This window comes from Hymenobacter cellulosilyticus, from assembly GCF_022919215.1.
Taxonomy (GTDB): Bacteria; Bacteroidota; Bacteroidia; order Cytophagales; family Hymenobacteraceae; genus Hymenobacter; species Hymenobacter cellulosilyticus.
Window position 1 is genome coordinate 715691 of sequence record NZ_CP095046.1, and the last position, 17845, is coordinate 733535.

General features: G+C 62.5%; 11 protein-coding genes, 1 pseudogene and 1 riboswitch. Of the genes and pseudogenes, 9 read left to right on the forward strand and 3 right to left on the reverse strand.

What is annotated here, in order from left to right; genetic code table 11:
* Positions 1-239: 239 nt before the first annotated feature.
* Positions 240-4229 (forward strand): T9SS type A sorting domain-containing protein, encoded by a 3990-nt coding sequence (locus MUN79_RS03635; protein WP_244676434.1) that lies wholly within the window; start codon positions 240-242, stop codon positions 4227-4229.
* Positions 4230-4341: 112 nt separating this feature from the next.
* On the opposite strand, the gene MUN79_RS03640 is transcribed toward MUN79_RS03635, so the two are convergent.
* Complete coding sequence (locus MUN79_RS03640; protein ID WP_244676435.1) at positions 4342-5181, reverse strand: SDR family oxidoreductase; 840 nt, start codon at positions 5179-5181, stop codon at positions 4342-4344.
* Between the two features lie 263 nt (positions 5182-5444).
* Between MUN79_RS03640 and MUN79_RS03645 the strand changes: the two genes are divergently transcribed.
* Together MUN79_RS03645 and MUN79_RS03650 are read left to right on the forward strand one after the other, a co-directional pair.
* On the forward strand, positions 5445-5849 hold the full coding sequence (locus tag MUN79_RS03645) for a hypothetical protein (protein WP_244676436.1): 405 nt from the start codon (positions 5445-5447) through the stop codon (positions 5847-5849).
* On the forward strand, positions 5846-7135 hold the full coding sequence (locus MUN79_RS03650) for a hypothetical protein (protein ID WP_244676437.1): 1290 nt from the start codon (positions 5846-5848) through the stop codon (positions 7133-7135). Before MUN79_RS03645 ends, MUN79_RS03650 begins: the two co-directional genes overlap by 4 nt.
* A gap of 81 nt (positions 7136-7216) precedes the next feature.
* Here MUN79_RS03650 and MUN79_RS03655 read toward each other — a convergent pair whose 3' ends face one another.
* Entirely contained in the window at positions 7217-8335 is a 1119-nt protein-coding gene (locus tag MUN79_RS03655; protein WP_244676438.1) for an alkene reductase, read from the reverse strand.
* A 182-nt stretch (positions 8336-8517) separates the two neighbouring features.
* Here MUN79_RS03655 and MUN79_RS03660 point away from each other — a divergent pair, with 182 nt between their 5' ends.
* The gene (locus MUN79_RS03660) at positions 8518-8859 is read left to right on the forward strand and encodes a hypothetical protein (protein WP_244676439.1); all 342 of its coding nucleotides are present in this window, start codon (positions 8518-8520) and stop codon (positions 8857-8859) included.
* Positions 8860-8916: 57 nt separating this feature from the next.
* On the opposite strand, the gene MUN79_RS03665 is transcribed toward MUN79_RS03660, so the two are convergent.
* On the reverse strand, positions 8917-10650 hold the full coding sequence (locus MUN79_RS03665) for a PA14 domain-containing protein (protein ID WP_244676440.1): 1734 nt from the start codon (positions 10648-10650) through the stop codon (positions 8917-8919).
* Between the two features lie 117 nt (positions 10651-10767).
* A riboswitch (SAM riboswitch) is annotated at positions 10768-10877 on the forward strand.
* Positions 10878-10948: 71 nt separating this feature from the next.
* Here MUN79_RS03665 and metH point away from each other — a divergent pair.
* From metH to MUN79_RS03690, 5 genes and pseudogenes are all read left to right on the forward strand, one after another.
* Positions 10949-14667: pseudogene (gene metH / locus MUN79_RS03670) on the forward strand (methionine synthase).
* A gap of 193 nt (positions 14668-14860) precedes the next feature.
* On the forward strand, positions 14861-15817 hold the full coding sequence (gene metF, locus MUN79_RS03675) for a methylenetetrahydrofolate reductase [NAD(P)H] (protein WP_244676441.1): 957 nt from the start codon (positions 14861-14863) through the stop codon (positions 15815-15817).
* 61 nt (positions 15818-15878) lie between these two features.
* On the forward strand, positions 15879-16430 hold the full coding sequence (locus MUN79_RS03680) for a tetratricopeptide repeat protein (protein ID WP_244676442.1): 552 nt from the start codon (positions 15879-15881) through the stop codon (positions 16428-16430).
* A gap of 308 nt (positions 16431-16738) precedes the next feature.
* Positions 16739-17227, forward strand: a complete 489-nt coding sequence (locus tag MUN79_RS03685; RefSeq protein ID WP_244676443.1) for an energy transducer TonB — start codon at positions 16739-16741, stop codon at positions 17225-17227.
* Positions 17228-17280: 53 nt separating this feature from the next.
* Positions 17281-17814 carry a hypothetical protein gene (locus MUN79_RS03690; RefSeq protein ID WP_244676444.1) on the forward strand — a complete coding sequence of 178 codons (534 nt, stop codon included), beginning with the start codon at positions 17281-17283 and terminating at the stop codon, positions 17812-17814.
* The last annotated feature ends 31 nt before the right edge of the window (positions 17815-17845 follow it).

Consider the following 17845-nt stretch of genomic DNA (forward strand, 5'->3'; position numbering starts at 1 on the left):
AAGCACGTGGAAGGTTATGGCCGTTGAGCTTCAACGTGCCTGATAAACCAGGCCGGCCGGGTTTTGTCCCGCGCATTTCTAAAATAATCAGCACGTTACCCGAAGCGGGCCCAGCTGATTTACCCCTACGCAGCCGTCGGAGCCGAGGCTGGCCTATATAGCGTAGATGCAACATTGAGCCGGGTTTTGTCTACCTTGAACAGGAATTACTCCTACCTGTTGCACCTCCCCTATTGCGTATGAAGCACCTTTTTTACTCACTGCTGGCCCTGGGGCTGGCCCACCCGGCCGCCGCTCAGCTGAGCGGCACCAAAACCATTGACCCGGCCGGTACGGGTCCCAATAACTACTCCACCTTCACCGCCGCCATTACCACCCTGAACGCCGCCGGCGTAGGTGCCGACGGGGTGCTGTTTGAGGTGAAAAGCGGAGTCGTCTTCCCCGAAATTGCTCCGGCTATTACCGTCAGCGGCTCGGCCACGGGCCGCATCATCTTCCTCAAAGAAGGCACCGGCGCCAACCCCCGGCTGCAGGGCACGGGCAGCGGCACCACCGACGCCGGCCTCACGCTAGACGGGGCCGACTTTGTGACCATCAACGGCATCGACGTGACGGACGCGGCGGCCAACACCACGGCGGCCCAGCAGCTGGAATACGGCTTCTGGCTGAAAAACGGCGCTACCAATAACCTGGTGCTCAACAGCACCGTGGACCTGAACCGGGCCAACCCCACCAAAACCTCCGGGGTGTTCTTGCAGGACGGCAACAACAACCTGAACCGGTTTCTCTCGAACACCATCCAGGACTGCTTCTACGGCTACAACTTCGACGCGGGCAGCACCAACTACGACAACGGCAACGAAATCGGGATGCTGGTGGGTGGGGCCGCCAGCCGGGTGCTGACCATCGGGGCCGGGGCCGCCAATCTGCCCACGGGCATTGTGTACGGCATCTATCTGCGCAGCCAGACCGGGGCCAAGGTGTCGGGCACGGAGGTGGCGGGCCTAACGGGCACCAGCTCGGTCTACGGCATCTACTCGACGGGCACCGGCAACACCGTCGATATTGCCGACAACCGCGTGCACGCCCTGACGGCCACCAACAGCTCGGGCGCGGCCCAGGGCATCTACGTGAACAGCGGCACGTTGCACAGCATCTACCGCAACTACACCTACGACATTGCCGCCACCGGCGCCACGGGCTTTGCCTCGGGCATGGACATTACGGCCGGCACCACCAACAACGTCTACAACAACTTCGTCTACGACATCCGGGCCCTGGCCAGCACGGCCGGCACCTCGGTGCGGGCATTGAGCTTTCGGGGCGGCACCACCAACTACTGCTACCACAACACAGTGGTGCTGACCGGCGCGCCTACTGCGGCCACCAACAAAAGCGGGGCTTTCTATATTTCGGGCAGCCCCTCGGTTGACTTGCGCAACAACATCTTTGTCAACCTGATAACCTTGCCCAGCGGCGGAGGCGGGGTGGCCGCGGCCTTCTTTAAGAGCACGGCTGTGCTGACCAACCTGGCCGCGGCTTCCAACAACAACCTGTTGTACGCCGGTACGCCTTCGGCCGAAAAGCCGATTTTCTACGGTGTAGCCACCACGCCCGCCGTCGACCAGACCCTGGCCCAGTACAAGCAGCGCGCCGCCCCAGCTGACCAGAGCGCCGTGACCGAGAACGTACCTTTCGTGAACCCGCTCACCGACCCGCACCTGCAGGCCGGCGCGGCCACGCAGGCGGAAAGCAGCGGCATGAGCCTGGCCAGTTCTCCCCTGCCCGTGCCCACGGATATCGACAACGCCGCCCGCACCGTGGCTACACCCGACCTGGGCGCCGACGAAGGCACGTTCCAGGGCGTCGATGTATCGGGCCCCAGCATTGCCTACCAGCGCCTGCCCAACACGGCCAGCACCGGCAACCGCAGCCTGACCGTGACAATTTCCGACCCGAGCGGCGTGGCTACGGGAGCCCTGATTCCGCGGCTCTACTACAAGAAGAAAACCGATGCCAACGTCTTTACCGAGCCCAATGACGCCACCGGCAACGGCTGGAAATGGGTAGCCCCGGCCTCCGCGGCCTCCGTCAGCTACATCTTCCTGCTCGACGTGGCCAAGCTGCGCAGCGCCCCCGTAGTCGGCGACTCAATTCAGTACTTCGTAACGGCCCAGGACCTGGCGGCCACGCCCAACGTGAGTGCCACGCCCGGGGCCGGTTTTGCCGCTACCTCGGTGGCCAGCATTACCAGCGCCCCCACCAAGCCCAGCGTCTACAAGGTGCTCGGCCTGCTCAGCGGCATCAAAACCGTGGGAACCGCCGCCACCGCCGATTATGCCACGCTGACGGCGGCCGTGGCCGATTTGAACTCCAATGAGCTGGGCGGGGCTTTGACGTTGGTGCTGCAGGATGCTGCTTACCCCACCGAAACCTACCCGTTGACGTTGAGCGCCAACACCGGCAGCAGCGCTACCAATTCGGTTACCATCCGCCCGGCCCCAAACCGCGCCGTGACGCTGACGGCCAACACCTCCACTCCGCTCTTCATCGTGGATGCCAGCAACGTAACTATTGAAGGAAGCACCGGCGGCGCCAACAGCGGCAGCCTTGCGCTGACCAACGCCGGCACGACTTCCAGCAGCGGGGGCATCTTCGTGACGGGCCGCGACGTAACGCTGCGCGGACTCAGCATTCAGGGCAGCAGCTCGGCTACGGCCTATGGGGTGGCCTTCAGCGGGGCTACCAATGGCACCGTGCGCGGTTGCACCATCACCCGTACCGGCACCGGCATTCAGGCCCAGGCCAGCTGCGTGAACTTCACGGCGGCCAACAACACCATCGGCAGCAGCACGGCCGCCGACAAGATTGGTACCAGCGGTATTGTCATAACGGCTACGCAGGGCTTTGTGCTCAATGGCAATACTATTGCCGGCGTCACGCGGGCTACGAGTCCTGCGGTGGCCGGCATCGTGGTGGGCACCACGTCGGCCGATGGCGTCATTGCCTCCAACCAGATTCGGGACATCGTGCACACCGGTACCGGCGCTTCCGACAGCTACGGGGCTTACGGCATCCGGCTTTCGGCTACGGGCGCGGCGGCCAATATCGTGTTGGCAAACAACATGATATCGGGCATTCTGAGCTCCGGCGACGACGGCGTGGCCTTCACGCCCCAGGGGGTATACCTGGCTTCGGGCGGCGGTTACAAGCTGGGCTTCAACACGATTCGCCTTACCGGCAACGTGGCCGAGGGCAGCACGCCCATCACCGGGGCCGTAACCATTGCCACGGGCGTGAGCGACGTGACCCTGGTCAACAACATCCTGGTCAACCAGCAGACGGCCACGCCCAGCGGCGGCAAAACCTACGCCCTGTATTCGGCCGGCACCGCCTCACCGTTCACCCTGATTGACAACAACGCCTACTCGGTGCAGGGCGCCACGGCCAAGCTGGCTTACCTCAACGGCACGGAGCACACCACGCTGGCGGCCTTACGCTCGGCCACGGCCCAGGACGCCGGCAGCCTGCTGGCCAACCCGGTGTTCCGCCTGACGACAGCCAACGACCTGCGCCTAGTGACGGATGCCAACTGCAACCTCGACGGCAAAGCCCGGCCCGTAGCCGGGGTAGCAGTGGATATCGACAACGACCCGCGCAACGCCAGCACGCCCGATATCGGCGCCGACGAGTTTACGGCTACGGCCCGCGTGGCTCCCACGGCACCCAGCAAGTTTGGCGTGCAAAACCAGACCATTCCGAACCTGACGGCTACCACGGCCCCCGGGGGCACGGCCGTATGGTACGCCGATGCCGCCCTAACCCAGCGGCTGTTTGCCGGCCCTAGCTACGCCACGGGCCGCACCACGCTGGGCACCTATACTTACTATGTAGTTGACTCCCTGAATGCCTGCGTGAGCCCGGCTACCACCGTGCGCCTCACCATCGTGGGCCCCGACGCCACCGTAGCGGCCCTGCGCGACCTGAGCATTTCGTGTTTTCCTAACCCCGCTCACGGCGAAGTGACGCTGCGGGTGGAAGGCCCCGCCCGCACGATTTCGGCCGAGCTGCTCGACGCCCTGGGCCGCTCCGTGCTACGCCAGCAGGTGCGCCACCAGGCTCCCGCTACCCAGCATCCACTCAACTTGCAGGGCCTGGCCCAGGGTATTTACCTGCTGCGCCTCACCACCGAAGGTCAGACCACCGGCCGCCGCATCGTGGTAGAGTAACTGCCGGTAAGCTTTAAAAAGAAAGCGCCGCTTCCAGGCTGGAGGCGGCGCTTTCTTTTTTTCGTCACGGCTCAGGCTAACTGCATCCGGAATGAGGTTCTGGCAGTGGGTTTTACTGGTCGCTGGAAAGCTTGCCACCGGTGACGTGCACGAGGCTGCCGGTCATAAAGGAGCCGTCTTGTGAAGCCAGCAGTACGTAGGCCGGCGCTATTTCCTCGGGCTGACCGGGACGCTGCAGGGCTACTTCGTAACCGAACTTCTCGATTTCCTCGGCCGGCATGGTGGCCGGAATGTTGGGCGTCCAGACCGGGCCGGGCACCACGCAGTTGACCCGGATATTCCGCTCACCCAGGTGGGTGGCCAGGCTCTTGGTAAAAGCGTGAATGGCCGATTTGGAAGCCGTATAGTCCACCAGCAGTGGGTTGCCGGTCAGACCCACGATGCTGCCGGTGTTGATGATACAGTCGCCAGCCTGCAGGTGGGGCAGCGCCGACTGGGCCATCCAGATGTAACCCAGGATGTTGGTATCGAAGGTGCGGCGAATCTGCTCCTCGGGAATGTCCTCAAACTTCTCCTGGGCCAGCTGGAAGGCGGCGTTGTTGACCAGAATATTGAGGCCGCCCAGCTCGGCACGGGTGCGGCGCACGGCCTGCCGGCACTGCTCCGGGTCGCGCACGTCGAGCTTGAGCAGGATGCAGCGGCGCTGGCGCTTTTCCACCTGCCGCTTGGTTTCCTCGGCGTCCCCGTCGTTTTCGTTGTAGAGCACGGCCACATCGGCGCCTTCCAGAGCAAAGGCAATAGCCACGGCCCGCCCAATGCCGGAGTCGGCCCCGGTAATAAGGGCAATTTTCCCGTCGAGCTTACCGGCGGCTTTGTAGTTAGCAAAGTCCGTGTCGGGCTGCATTTTCATATCGGCCTGCTTGGCCGGATACGGCAGCTTCTCGGCCTTCATATCCTTGGCCGTGGGCCGCTTCTCGGGCTTGGGGCAGCAGTTTTCTTCGGGGCGGGAGCTTTGGTGGTGGTCGATGCTTTTTTGGCGGGCATAGAGCGTAGCATAAGAGGTTGGAGGTAAAGCGTACGTATAACCAGCCGAATGGTCGAGTTGCGGCCCCGCCCCAAACCTGCCCGGTTGCAGGCCCCGGCGAATCCGGATACTTTTGCCGGGCTAGCGGCGGGCCTGTTTACCCGGCCTTTCTCCTTTTCCTTGGCCTGACCATGACCCAGAAAGCTTCCTGGTCGTTTCTCAACCGCCTCGCCTTTGGCCTGGCCGTGCTGTTGCGCTGGGCCCACGAGCTGGCCATGCCCCAGCTTACCCGCGACATGCAGACCCAAACGGAAAGCGCCGTGAATCTGCTGCGGGGCCGCGGGGTAAGCTTGGCCCGCGTCAACTGGCAGGACCTGGCCCAACCCATTTTCGAGCCCCTGAACCTATGGCCGCCCGGCTACGCCTGGCTGATGGCCCTGCTGCTCCGCCTTTCGCCGAGTGTGCTGCTGGCTACCCAGATTATGCACTGGGCCGGACTGCTGGGGTTGCTGCTGGCGTGGTGGCATTTGCTTAAGCCCTTGCGTAACAGCCTGGTACCCTGGGCGCCGGCCGCCTTTTTCCTGTTCTGGGCTTGAGCAACGCCCCATTTCATTTGCTGTTCGGCACCGATTTGCTGGCCCTGGCTTTTTACTCCGGCGGCCTGGCGCTGCTGTTCCATTTACTTACCCGCCCGGCGGCGGCCCGGCGGCAGGCAGCGGGGTACGGGGCGGCTCTGGCCATGAGCGGGCTGGGCTTTGCGGCCTGCCTGATGCGGTTTGCCTACTACCCGCTGGCATTTTTTCTGCCGCTGACCTTGCTCTTGTTCGGTTGGCGGTGGCGGCCCGTGCTGCGCCGACCGGCTCTGGCAGCCCTACTGCTGCTTACGCTGCTGGTGAGCAGCCTGGTGTTCTACCAGGCCCGGGTGGCCGGCGACGCCTACTACCTCACGCAGTTTTACACCCAGCTGGCCACCGAACCCAGCTCCCGGGCTACTCTAGGCCTCTACTGGCACCACCTGCGGCTGTTCGACCCGGTTTTCTACCACAGCTTTTTTTCCAACGAGCTGGACTTCAGCCGGATTCCGCGGGGCCAGCTGGTTCGGGCGGTGGCCGTGGTGTTGGTTTCTGGTCTGGTAGCCGGGCTGCTGTTGGTCGGGCTGGGGCGGGAGTGGCGGGCCGCCCGGCACCGGGGCCGGTGGTGGCCCACGCGCCGCCTGCTGTTTCATGGGCTGGCGCTGGGTACGGCACTGCTGTGCACGGGTTTGCTGGTGGCGTTTTCCCTGCGCTACCCCGCCGCGCTAGTGGGCTGGTTTCCGGGTGCTTACTGGACCTACGTGGCCGACACACGGTATTTCCTGCCGGCTTTCCTGAGCATTTCGGCTCTGGTGCTGGTGCTCGTGCTGGCCCGGCCGCCCCGGCTTCCGGTGGCCTTGCGCGTGTTGGGTTTGGGGCTGTTGGGAGGTTCGCTGCTGTTGTCGCTCGTCACCCGCGACCGGCGCACGGCCCAGCTAGTGTGGCAGCAGCCCGCTTTTTCGATTGACAAGGTGCCCGGCCAACCCGAGGACGTGCGCCGGCTCGATTCGCTGCTGCACACCGCCGGAGCTGGGCAGCCGGTGCTGTTTGGGCGCAACTACTACAACAAGCGCGTGGAAATAGCGGCCCGTCTGGCTGGCCACATCATTCTGGACGCCGATTCGCTGCTGGCCCACCGGCCGCTGCGTACTAGCCGGCCCGTGCTCATGCTGTTCGACCTGAACTCTGCAACCGCGCCCAGCCCGGCCGTGGTCGAGTTTCTGCGGCGGCACCGGGCCCGGCCGCAGCTGGGCCTGCCCACCCTGGGCGCCCAGATTCTGACTCTGGAAATCCGGCCTACGGACTACTAGCAGTTGGTCTTGAAGCCACAAAAAAAGCCCGCCTGCGTGGTGCAGGCGGGCTTTTTGCGAAATGCATGCTATTCGGGAAGGCTACTGGGCCAGACCCGCCGGAGCTTCGGCCAGGGCCGGATAATCGATGTAGCCTTTGTCGTCGCCGCCATAGAAGGTGGCCTGGTCGGGCATGTTCAGGGCCGCACCCTGCTCGAAACGCTCCACCAGGTCGGGGTTGGCAATGAAGGGCACGCCGAAGGCAATTAGGTCGGCCTCGTTGTTAGCCAGTGCCGCCTCGGCCGTTTCCTGGGTGTAGCCGCCGTTCAGGATGAAGGGGCCGGTGAAGATTTTGCGCAGGTGGGCTGCTACCAACTCCTGGCCGGGCTGCGGGGCCATGGGGTGGCCGGGCAGGGCCTCAATGACGTGCAGGTAAGCCAAACCCAGCTTGTTGAGTTGCTCGGCCACGTAGCTGAAGGTTTTCACCCGGTCCGCGTCGTTAATGCCGCCCATGGTGCCGGTGGGCGACAAGCGGATGCCCACCCGGTCGGCACCGAAAACCTCGGCAGCGGCCTGCACTACTTCCAGGGCAAAGCGGGCCCGGTTTTCGACGCTGCTGCCGTACTCGTCGGTGCGCTGGTTGGAGCCGTCCTGAATAAACTGGTCGACCAGATAACCGTTGGCGCCGTGGATTTCCACGCCGTCGAAGCCGGCAGCTTTGGCGTTGGCAGCAGCCTTGCGGAAGTCCTCCACTACGGCTTTCACCTCGGCTGTTTCCAGGGCCCGGGGCGCGGGAATTTCCTGCATGCCGTTGATAGTGTAGGCCTGCACGCCGGTGGGCTGCACGGCCGACGGAGCCACGGGCAGCTCACCATTATGGAAATCGGGGTGGGAAATGCGGCCTACGTGCCAGAGCTGGATGAAAATCCGGCCGCCGGCGGCGTGCACCGCGTCGGTTACGTTGCGCCAGCCCGCTACCTGGGCTTCGGAGTAGATACCAGGCGTGAAGACGTAGCCCACGCCCTGGGGCGAAACCTGGGAGCCTTCACTGATAATCAGGCCCGCCGAGGCGCGCTGCTCGTAGTATTTCACCGTCGATTCGGTGGGCACGTTGCCTTCGTTGTTGGCCCGGCTGCGGGTCATGGGCGCCATTACCAGGCGGTTGGGCAAGGTCAGCGCGCCCATTTGGAAGGGCGTAAACAGGTTGGAAGCTTGGCTCATGATCTAAGAGGAATAACGTCGGGATAAGTGGGCTGGCAACAGTGGCCGGCCGGTTGACGCTTCCAAACCCATGTAGCTACACAAATGTTTTCCACTAGCCATTTTCGTGGAGCCGCCGGAACCGGACGCCGCAAATAGAACCGAGCTAGGCTTCTACCAGGCATTTGCCTAAGTTGGAGCAGATGAAAATGTACTTGTCCGCCCTCTGCGCGTTGGCTCTGACCAGCTGCCTGTCCTCCAAGATTTCGCCCTCAACGGAGGATTCTGCCTTGATCTACCAACAGGAAGACGGGCAAATCATGCTTTCTTCCCTCAGCTCGCCCCTGCCAATTAAGATTGTCAGGCACCAGCAAGTCGGGGACACGCTTTTTGTGACTTACCGCAGAGGCGCCTTTCTGACCCCAAACAGCCGCGTGCCGCTGACAGGGCAAACTACCTATCTGAAATGCGCCAACCGCTCCTATAAGGTAGAGAAGACGGCCAGCGGCTTTCAGCTCGCCGAGCAGCCCAAAGCAGCCCGGTAGATTTTCTACCCGCATACCGTCTAGGTGATTTTCAACATCTGAGCAACAAAAAGCTGCCTACCGGACCACGATTTCCACGCGCCGGTTGCGGGGCCGTTGCTGCGGGTCGCGGTTGTCGGCCACGGGGCGGGTGCCGCCGTAGCCCCGGGCCGTGAGCCGCACCGAATCGATGCCCTGTTGCACGAGGTAGCGCCGCACCACCTGGGCCCGTTGCTCGGAGAGACGCAGGTTTTTGGCCGGCTCGCCCACGTTGTCGGTATGGCCGGCTATTTCGAGCTGCAACCCGGGCTGCTCACGAAGCTTTTTGGCCAGGGCATTCAGCGCCGGGCGGGAAGTAGGCAGCAGCGTGGCCGTGCTCTGGGTGAAATACAGGTTGGACAAGGTCACGGCCGCTCCTTTGCTCAAGGCGCTCAGGTCGGGCAGCTCTACGACCGGCTCCGCTACCCGAACTACCACCGGCTTGGGAACCGCCACTACCGACCGGGCCGGCCGGGCTGCGGCCACCCTTGGCTTAGGCCCGGCTGCTGGCACTTTCGTGGGCTTAAGGGCTACCACCACAGGCTCCGGCAGCGGCCGGGGCAGCTCCGGATACAGAAACTGCTTGGGAATTACCGTCGTACCAGTCCGGTCCCTGGCGGCAAAAGCGGCTTCCAGCGTGGTGGGGTGGCCCAGCGCCGCGGGCCGCGCCCACGACAAAACCGCCCGCGAAACGCCCTGCACATTCTTGTAGGCCAGGTCAATCCGGTAAAAATACCCCGCCTCCAACTGGTAGACCATGTCCACCGGAATCGGGGGCTTGCGGGAGCCGAAGTATTCCGGCTCGTACTTTTCCATGGTTAGCACGTCGTCGCCGGCAAAGCGCACGTCGGTAGCGTCGTCCCACTCGGTATGCAGCACGTAGATTCCTGATTCGGGGGCGTAGACATAGCCCGTCCAGCGCACCGAGAAGCCCGCGCCGGGTGCGCCGGGGGCGGGGGCTGCGCCGCGCCAGGTCACGTTTACCACCGGCTCCACCCGACTATGCACCGCCGCGCCCCGCACCGAGCCGGCATAGTAGGTAGCCTGCAGCCCGATGCCACCGGGCACCTTGCCGGCCACGGTCACGCCCCGGCTGGGCTTAACGGCCGTAGAGGTTGTCGGAGCAGCTTTTTTGCCCGGCGGGGCCGATACAATATGAATGGTACCACCGGCTGCCGCTGCTTTCGGGGTTACAAAAGGCTGGGCCGTAACGGGCAGGGTCAGGTACAAGTTGCTGGTTGGAATCGGCTTCGGCTCCGCCGTAGAGCCCGGCAGCCGCCAGGCCAGCAAGGCCTTTGTGACGCGCTCTACCTGGTAATACTCGACCCGCACGGAGTAGTAGCGGCCGGCCGTAAGCTTCATAGTGGCACTGTCGCGCTTGGTGGGCTGGTCGGCCCAGGAGTTTAATAGCGGCCGGCCCCCAATCCAGACGCGCATACCGTCGTCGGTAGCCATTTGAAACGTGTACACGCCCGTTTTGGGGGCATACAAAAAGCCCGTCCAGCGCACCGAAAACCACGTTCCGGGCACGCCCGGGCCGGGCGACACAGCGTATCTGACGGGCTGGCCGGGGCCGTTTTGCCGCCGGCTCCAGTCGAAGTCAATGGCAGCATCGGTGCGGGTCAGTACCAGCTTTTCGAAGTTCTTGCCCTCGTAATACTGCCCGCGCAGGCCGTGCTCGGTGGGGCGGGCTGGAGTCTGGGCAGGCAGGGCCCGGCCGGGCAGCAGCAGTAGAAGGGCAGCGAAAACTCGGCTCAGTAGAGGTAGACGCATAGCAACGGTAGATAAAGCAGGATTATGACCCCAATAAAGGCAGGTAAGGCTCTTAGGCAACGCTGGAGGGCCGGGTAAAATTGGATTCCGGAATTTCCTGCCTTATCTTCGCTTTGTTACTTATCCAGAAAGACCGAGGGACTGGGCCCGACGACGTCTTGGCAACCTGAAATAAAACAAGGTGCCAACTCCCATTCCGTAGCTCCGGCTCCGGGAGAAGATAAGTGCAGGACGCGCCCCCACGCGGCTCTTTCTGGATAGGCACTTTTTCGCCGCTAGTTTCCTTAGAAGAGCCGATATGCAACCGACGACGTCTCGCCCCGATTCCCCGCTTTACGACATTCTGCAGCAGCGCATCCTCGTGCTCGATGGCGCCATGGGCACCATGATTCAGCGCCACACGCTGGACGAGGCCGACTTCCGCGGGACCCGCTTTGCGGACCACCCCAAGCCTCTGCGCGGCAACAATGACTTGCTTAGCCTGACCCGTCCCGACATCATCCGGGGTATTCACGCCGACTACTTCGCCGCCGGGGCCGACATGGTGGAAACCAACACGTTCAGCGGCACCACCATTGCCCAGGCCGACTACGGGCTGGAGCATATCGTGTATGAGCTCAACTTCGAGTCGGCGCGCATAGCCAAGGAAGTAGCCGACGAATTTACGGCGCAGAACCCCGACAAGCCCCGCTTCGTGGCCGGCGCCATTGGGCCCACCAACCGCACGGCTTCGTTGTCGCCCGACGTGAACCGGCCCGGTTTCCGCGCCGTAACCTTCGACGAGCTGGCTACTGCCTACTTGGAGCAGGTGCGCGGGCTGGTGGAAGGCGGCTCCGATACGCTGCTGATTGAAACCATCTTCGACACGCTCAACGCCAAAGCGGCCCTGTATGCGGTGCAGAAGTTCTTCGACGAGGGCGGCAAGGTCGTGCCCGTCATGATTTCGGGCACCATCACCGACGCTTCGGGCCGGACGCTGTCGGGCCAGACGGTGGAGGCTTTCTGGAACTCTATCAGCCACTTGCCCTTGCTGAGCGTGGGCCTGAACTGCGCCCTGGGCGCCGACCAGCTGCAGGTGTACGTGAAAGAGCTGAGCCGCATTGCCGACGTGCATATCTCGGCCTACCCCAACGCGGGCCTGCCCAATGCCTTCGGCGGCTACGACGAGTCGGCCCAGGAATTTGCGGCCGTGGTGGAAAACTACCTTAAGGACGGCATTGTCACGGTGGCCGGCGGCTGCTGCGGCACCACGCCCCAGCACATTGCCGAGCTGGCCAAGCTGGCCGAGAAATACCAGCCCCGCAAGCTGCCCCAGGTGCCCAAGGCCACCCGCCTGGCCGGTCTGGAGCCCTTCGGCATCTACCCCGATTCGCTGTTTGTGAACGTGGGCGAGCGGTGCAACGTGACCGGCTCCCGCGCCTTTGCCCGCCTCATCCGCACCGGCGCCTACGAGCAGGCCCTGCAAGTGGCCCGCGACCAGGTGGAAGGCGGCGCCCAGGTCCTCGACGTGAACATGGACGAAGGCATGCTCGACTCGGAGCAGGCCATGACGACGTTCCTGAACCTGATTGCCTCCGAGCCCGACATTTCCCGGGTGCCGGTCATGATTGACTCCTCGAAGTGGAGCGTGCTCGAAGCCGGCCTCAAGTGCGTGCAGGGCAAGAGCATCGTCAACTCGATTTCGCTCAAGGAAGGCGAGGAAGTATTTAAGGAGCGGGCCCGCACCGTGCGCGCCTACGGGGCGGCCATGGTGGTCATGGCCTTCGACGAAAACGGCCAGGCCGACTCCTTCGAGAAGCGCATCGAAATCTGTAAGCGCAGCTACGATATTCTGGTCAACGAAGTCGGTTTCCCGGCCCAGGACATCATTTTCGACCCCAACATCCTGACCGTGGGCACCGGCATGGAGGAACACCGCAATTACGCGCTGGACTTCATCGAGGCCATTCGTTGGATCAAGCAGAACCTGCCCGGCGCCCTGACTTCCGGGGGCGTGTCGAACATCAGCTTCAGCTTCCGCGGCAACGACGTGGTGCGCGAGGCCATGCACTCGGCCTTCCTTTACCACGCCATCCGGGCCGGTCTGGATATGGGCATCGTCAACCCCAGCCAGCTGGGCGTCTACGACGAGATTCCGAAAGACTTGCTGGAGCTGGTGGAAGACGTGCTGCTCAACCGCCGCCCCGACGCCACCGAGCGCCTCGTCGACTTTGCCGACACGGTAAAACAGAAAGACAAGGCCGAAGTAGTGGCCGATGCCTGGCGCAGCCTGCCGGTAGCCGAGCGGCTGCAACACGCTTTGGTGAAAGGCATTACCGAGTTTATCGACCAGGACACCGAGGAGGTACGCCAGCAGGTGGGCCGCCCGCTGGAAGTTATTGAAGGCCCGCTGATGGCCGGCATGAACGTGGTGGGTGACCTGTTTGGGGCCGGCAAAATGTTCTTGCCCCAGGTGGTAAAATCAGCCCGGGTGATGAAGAAGGCCGTGGCCTACCTGGAGCCCTACCTGCTGGCCGATAAGCAGGGTTCAGAGCGGCAAACGGCGGGTAAAATCCTGCTGGCCACCGTGAAAGGCGACGTGCACGACATCGGCAAGAACATCGTGGGCGTAGTCTTGGCCTGCAACAACTTCGACATCGTGGACCTGGGCGTGATGGTGCCCCTGGAAAAGATTCTGGACGAAGCCGTGAAGCAGGAGGTCGACGTTATCGGCCTCAGCGGCCTGATTACGCCTTCCCTGGATGAAATGGTGTACGTGGCCCAGGAAATGGAAAAGCGCGGCCTCAAGACCCCGCTGCTCATCGGCGGCGCTACCACCTCCCGCCTGCACGCGGCCGTCAAGATTGCGCCCAACTACTCCGGCCCCGTGGTGCACGTACACGACGCGTCCCGCTCGGTGGGCGTGGCCGCCAGCCTGCTCGGCTCCAGCCACGAAACCTACGCCCGCGCCGTGCACGACGAGTACACGACCCTGCGTAATGACTACGCCAGCCGGCAGCGCGAGAAAAACTACCTGCCCATCGAGGCGGCCCGGGCCAACGGCTTCCAGGCCGACTGGGACGCGGCCCCCATTACCAAGCCGACCTTCCTGGGTACCAAAGTCCTCGACAATTACCCGCTGGCCGAGCTGGCCGAGTACATCGACTGGACGCCCTTCTTCCACACCTGGGAGCTAAAGGGCCGCTACCCGCGCATTCTGGAGGACGAAAATCTAGGAGAAGCTGCTACCAAGCTCTTCGCCGATGCCCAAGTGCTGCTGCAAAAAGTCATCAACGAAAACCTGCTCACGGCCCGGGCCGTGGTGGGCTTCTGGCCCGCCAACACAGTCGGCTCCGACACCATTGAGGTATATGCCAACGAGGACCGGCAGGAGCTGCTCACCGAGTTCTTTACCCTGCGCCAGCAAGGCGAGAAAGGTCCCGGCATTCCCAACCTGGCCTTCTCCGACTTTCTGGCGCCCAAAGACTCCGGCCGGCAGGATTACATCGGCGGCTTTGCCGTCACGGCCGGTTTGGGCATTGAAAAGCTGATTGAGCAGTTTGAGGCCGACCACGACGACTATTCCAGCATCATGATCAAGGCCCTGGCCGACCGCCTGGCCGAGGCCTTTGCCGAGCGCCTGCACCAGCGGGTGCGGGAGGAGTTCTGGGGCTACTCGGCCGATGAGAAGCTGACCAAGGAAGAGCTGATTCAGGAGAAATACCGCGGCGTGCGGCCTGCCCCGGCTACCCCGGCTGCCCCGACCACACTGAGAAAATCACCCTATTCAGCCTGCTCGACGCCGACCAGCAAACCGGCATTAAGCTCACCGAAAACCTAGCCATGTACCCTGCTTCCTCCGTCAGTGGCTTGTATTACGCCCACCCCGACTCCCGCTACTTCGGTCTGGGCAAAATCGGGCGAGACCAGGTGGAGGACATTGCTCAGCGCAAACACATGCCGGTAGCCGAGCTGGAACGGTGGTTGTCACCCAACCTGAACTACGATAATACCGCCGTGCCCGTCACGGCTTTGTAAGGGCTAACTAGATAAAAAAGAACGTCATGCTGAGCTTGTCGAAGCATCTCTACCGCCACAGTATTTAGTTATTCCCGCAGTAGAAATGCTTCGACAAGCTCAGCAAGGCAACGACTTCGTTCTGTCTTCCCTTCAGGAAAACGAGCCGCCATTACCATGACAACGCCTCTTCAGCCACTAGCTGAAGCTCACTATGAAAGTAACCGAACACCTGTCCCGCGCCGACGGCAAAACGCTGTTTTCCTTCGAAGTGCTGCCGCCCCGCAAGGGCGAGAATATTCAGACGCTGTTTTCCAACATTGAGCCCCTGCTGGAGTTCAAGCCGCCGTTTATCGACGTGACCTACCACCGGGAGGAGTATGTGTACCGGCAGCACCCCAACGGCCTACTGGAAAAGAAAACCGTGCGCCGCCGGCCCGGTACCGTGGGCATCTGCGCGGCCATCAAAAACCGCTTCGACGTGGACACCGTGCCCCACCTCATCTGCGGGGGCTTCTCGAAGGAGGAAACCGAAAACGCGCTGATTGACCTGCACTTCTTGGGCATCGACAACGTGCTGGCCCTGCGCGGCGACCCAATCAAGAGCGAAGGCCACTTTAAGCCCGAACCCGACGGCCACGCCTACGCCTGCGACCTGATTGGGCAGGTTTCCAACCTCAACAAGGGCGAATACCTTGACGAGGAGCAGGACGACACCTGGGCTACCAACTTCTGCATCGGCACGGCCGGCTACCCCGAAAAGCACTTTGAGGCTCCCAACTACGGGGCCGACCTGCGCTACCTCAAGCACAAAGTGGACCGCGGCGCCGACTACATCGTGACCCAGATGTTTTTCGACAACGAGCAGTACTTCAACTTCGAGAAGAAGTGTCGGGCGGCGGGTATCACGGTGCCCATCATCCCCGGCCTCAAGCCCCTGACGACCAAGAGCCAGCTCACGATGCTGCCCCGCTCCTTCTACCTCAACATCCCGGAGGAGCTGGCTGAGGCCGTACACCACGCCGCCGACAACGAAGCGGCCCGCCAAATCGGCATCGAGTGGTGCATCAACCAAAGCAAGGAGCTCATGGCCCACGGCGTGCCCTGCCTGCACTACTACTCCATGGGCAAGTCGGAATCTATCCGGCGGGTGGCCTCGGCTCTGTTTTAAGTGGTGAAATGGTGAACTTGTGAAATGGGGAGTTTGCTGTTCTAGTTGCGCCGCTGTGCGTATGTTGAACGACAACTCACCACTTCACCATTTCACCATTTCGCCTTTGGACTCCCTCGACGACCTGTTTGCCCGACTGCGCCACGCCACCACGCCCACCGAAATTGAGGCCCTGCAAAACGGCATCTGGCAGCTGTGGTTGATGACCGGCGACCAGCGCCTGGACAAGGAGTTGGAAGCGGGCCTGCGGGCCCTGGCCGCCGGCGACTATACGGCCGCCATTCGGGTATTCACCGCTATTATCGAGGAGCAGCCCGAGTTTGCCGAGGCCTGGAACAAGCGCGCCACGGCCTATTTCCTGCGGGCGAGTACCGGGCTTCCCTGCTCGATATTGCCCAAACCCTGCAGCGGGAGCCCCGGCACTTTGGGGCCCTGTCGGGCTGGGCCACGATTCTGCAAACCCTGGGCGACTACCGGGCCGCTTTGCGGGCCTTGCGGCGCGTGGAAGCACTATGCCCTAACCTGCCGGGCCTGCAAGCTCGACTGCACGACCTGCGCGACCAGCTCGAGGAGGATTTATAGGCCAACTTATTCTTGCGCAACTCTATATTAATTTTTAACTTTACTGAGCTTCCGCCTTTTTCAAAAAGAGCGGAATAGTTGCCTTTTTGGCTTCTTTACTTTGATTAACAACCTGCCTACCACTTTCCGACTCATTTTACCCTACTGTAACAACTAGCTTTCAATAGGACTATTCAAGCATTCAGTATAAACCGAGTCCCCCCGGTTGGCTGCTGCTAGTTTTGTTGAAGCATTTCCCACCCGTCTATGAAAAAAACTGTACTCGTTGTACTGTTGGCCTGTGCATTGCCGACAGTGGGCTGGTCCCAACGTCTCCGCAAAACTGAGTTTGAAAGCGGAATGGTTGAAAAAGGAAATAAAGTAGGCGTTTGGGAATACTACGCCTACACCCGCGACGGTCGGCAGGTGATTGTGCAGAAGTACGACCACACGACCAATAAGCTGGTTTTTTTCCGCCCCATCGAAGATGTTCCCTACGACGTGGAGCTGCAGCCCGGGCAGTGGACGCGCAGCCGCGTGGATCAGCCCCCGCTGTTTATCGGCGGCGACCCAATCCTGGCGACGTACACCACCAAGATTGTCTACCCGCCGGTAGCGCAGGACCGCAAGCTGCAGGGTAAAGTCTTGATTTCCTTTGCTATTGACACCCTGGGCAGGGCCTCCAACCACAAGGTGCTGATGAGCGTGGGCGGTGGCTGCGACGAGGAAGCTATGCGCGTGTGCCGCACCATTCCCAACCAGTGGATTCCGGCTCGCAAGGGCAGCCGGGCGGTACCCGTGGTGTATGAGCTGCCCTTCACCTTTAAGCTGCAGACGGTAGCGCAGTAGCTCGACCGTAGCCGGCCGCTAATCCTGCGCGCGCCGGTTACGTACAGTACTGCATGATACCATTCCGCCACTCTTCTCTGACTGCGGCCCTGCTGGGCCTGCTGACGCTTTCCGCCTGCGACACGACCCCGCGCGAGCGGCAGGAAATCGTGCGCGACGAAGCCCGTAAGCTGGATACGCTGGCCGACCGCGCCGCCGACAAGCTCCGCAACGCGGGTCGGCGCGCGGCCCGCTACGACTCGGCCGCCCGGATTCGTAATCGGCAGCCGCTTGACGCGGCGGCCACGGCAACGTTTACCCAACAGTTGCTGGGGTCTTATTCCGACGTTGAAAGCCTGACTCCCGCTACCATTGAGCCGGCCTACGTGCAGCTGCTCCGCCAGACGCGCGCCCAGCGCCGCCAGTGGAGCCAGCGCGACTGGGACTACGCCACCAGCATCTACAAGCGCCTGAACGAGCAGCTCAAGGCTATCCGGCTGGACGTAAAGGGCCGCGACGAGGTGCACATTCGCGCCCTGCAAGCCGAGTTTACGGCCCTGGAAACCAGCCGGGACGTGAAAGACATTGGACAGGCCGTTAAAAACTAACGCCGCCGTATTTGCCCGTAAAAGCCCCGTT

Coding starts and splice junctions, on each gene's coding strand:
- MUN79_RS03635 (WP_244676434.1), top strand. CDS start 240: ATGAAGCACCTTTTTTACTCACTGCTGGCCCTGGGGCTGGCCCACCCG.
- MUN79_RS03640 (WP_244676435.1), bottom strand. CDS start 5,181: ATGAAGGCCGAGAAGCTGCCGTATCCGGCCAAGCAGGCCGATATGAAA.
- MUN79_RS03645 (WP_244676436.1), top strand. CDS start 5,445: ATGACCCAGAAAGCTTCCTGGTCGTTTCTCAACCGCCTCGCCTTTGGC.
- MUN79_RS03655 (WP_244676438.1), bottom strand. CDS start 8,335: ATGAGCCAAGCTTCCAACCTGTTTACGCCCTTCCAAATGGGCGCGCTG.
- MUN79_RS03660 (WP_244676439.1), top strand. CDS start 8,518: ATGAAAATGTACTTGTCCGCCCTCTGCGCGTTGGCTCTGACCAGCTGC.
- MUN79_RS03665 (WP_244676440.1), bottom strand. CDS start 10,650: ATGCGTCTACCTCTACTGAGCCGAGTTTTCGCTGCCCTTCTACTGCTG.
- metF (WP_244676441.1), top strand. CDS start 14,861: ATGAAAGTAACCGAACACCTGTCCCGCGCCGACGGCAAAACGCTGTTT.
- MUN79_RS03680 (WP_244676442.1), top strand. CDS start 15,879: ATGTTGAACGACAACTCACCACTTCACCATTTCACCATTTCGCCTTTG.
- MUN79_RS03685 (WP_244676443.1), top strand. CDS start 16,739: ATGGTTGAAAAAGGAAATAAAGTAGGCGTTTGGGAATACTACGCCTAC.
- MUN79_RS03690 (WP_244676444.1), top strand. CDS start 17,281: ATGATACCATTCCGCCACTCTTCTCTGACTGCGGCCCTGCTGGGCCTG.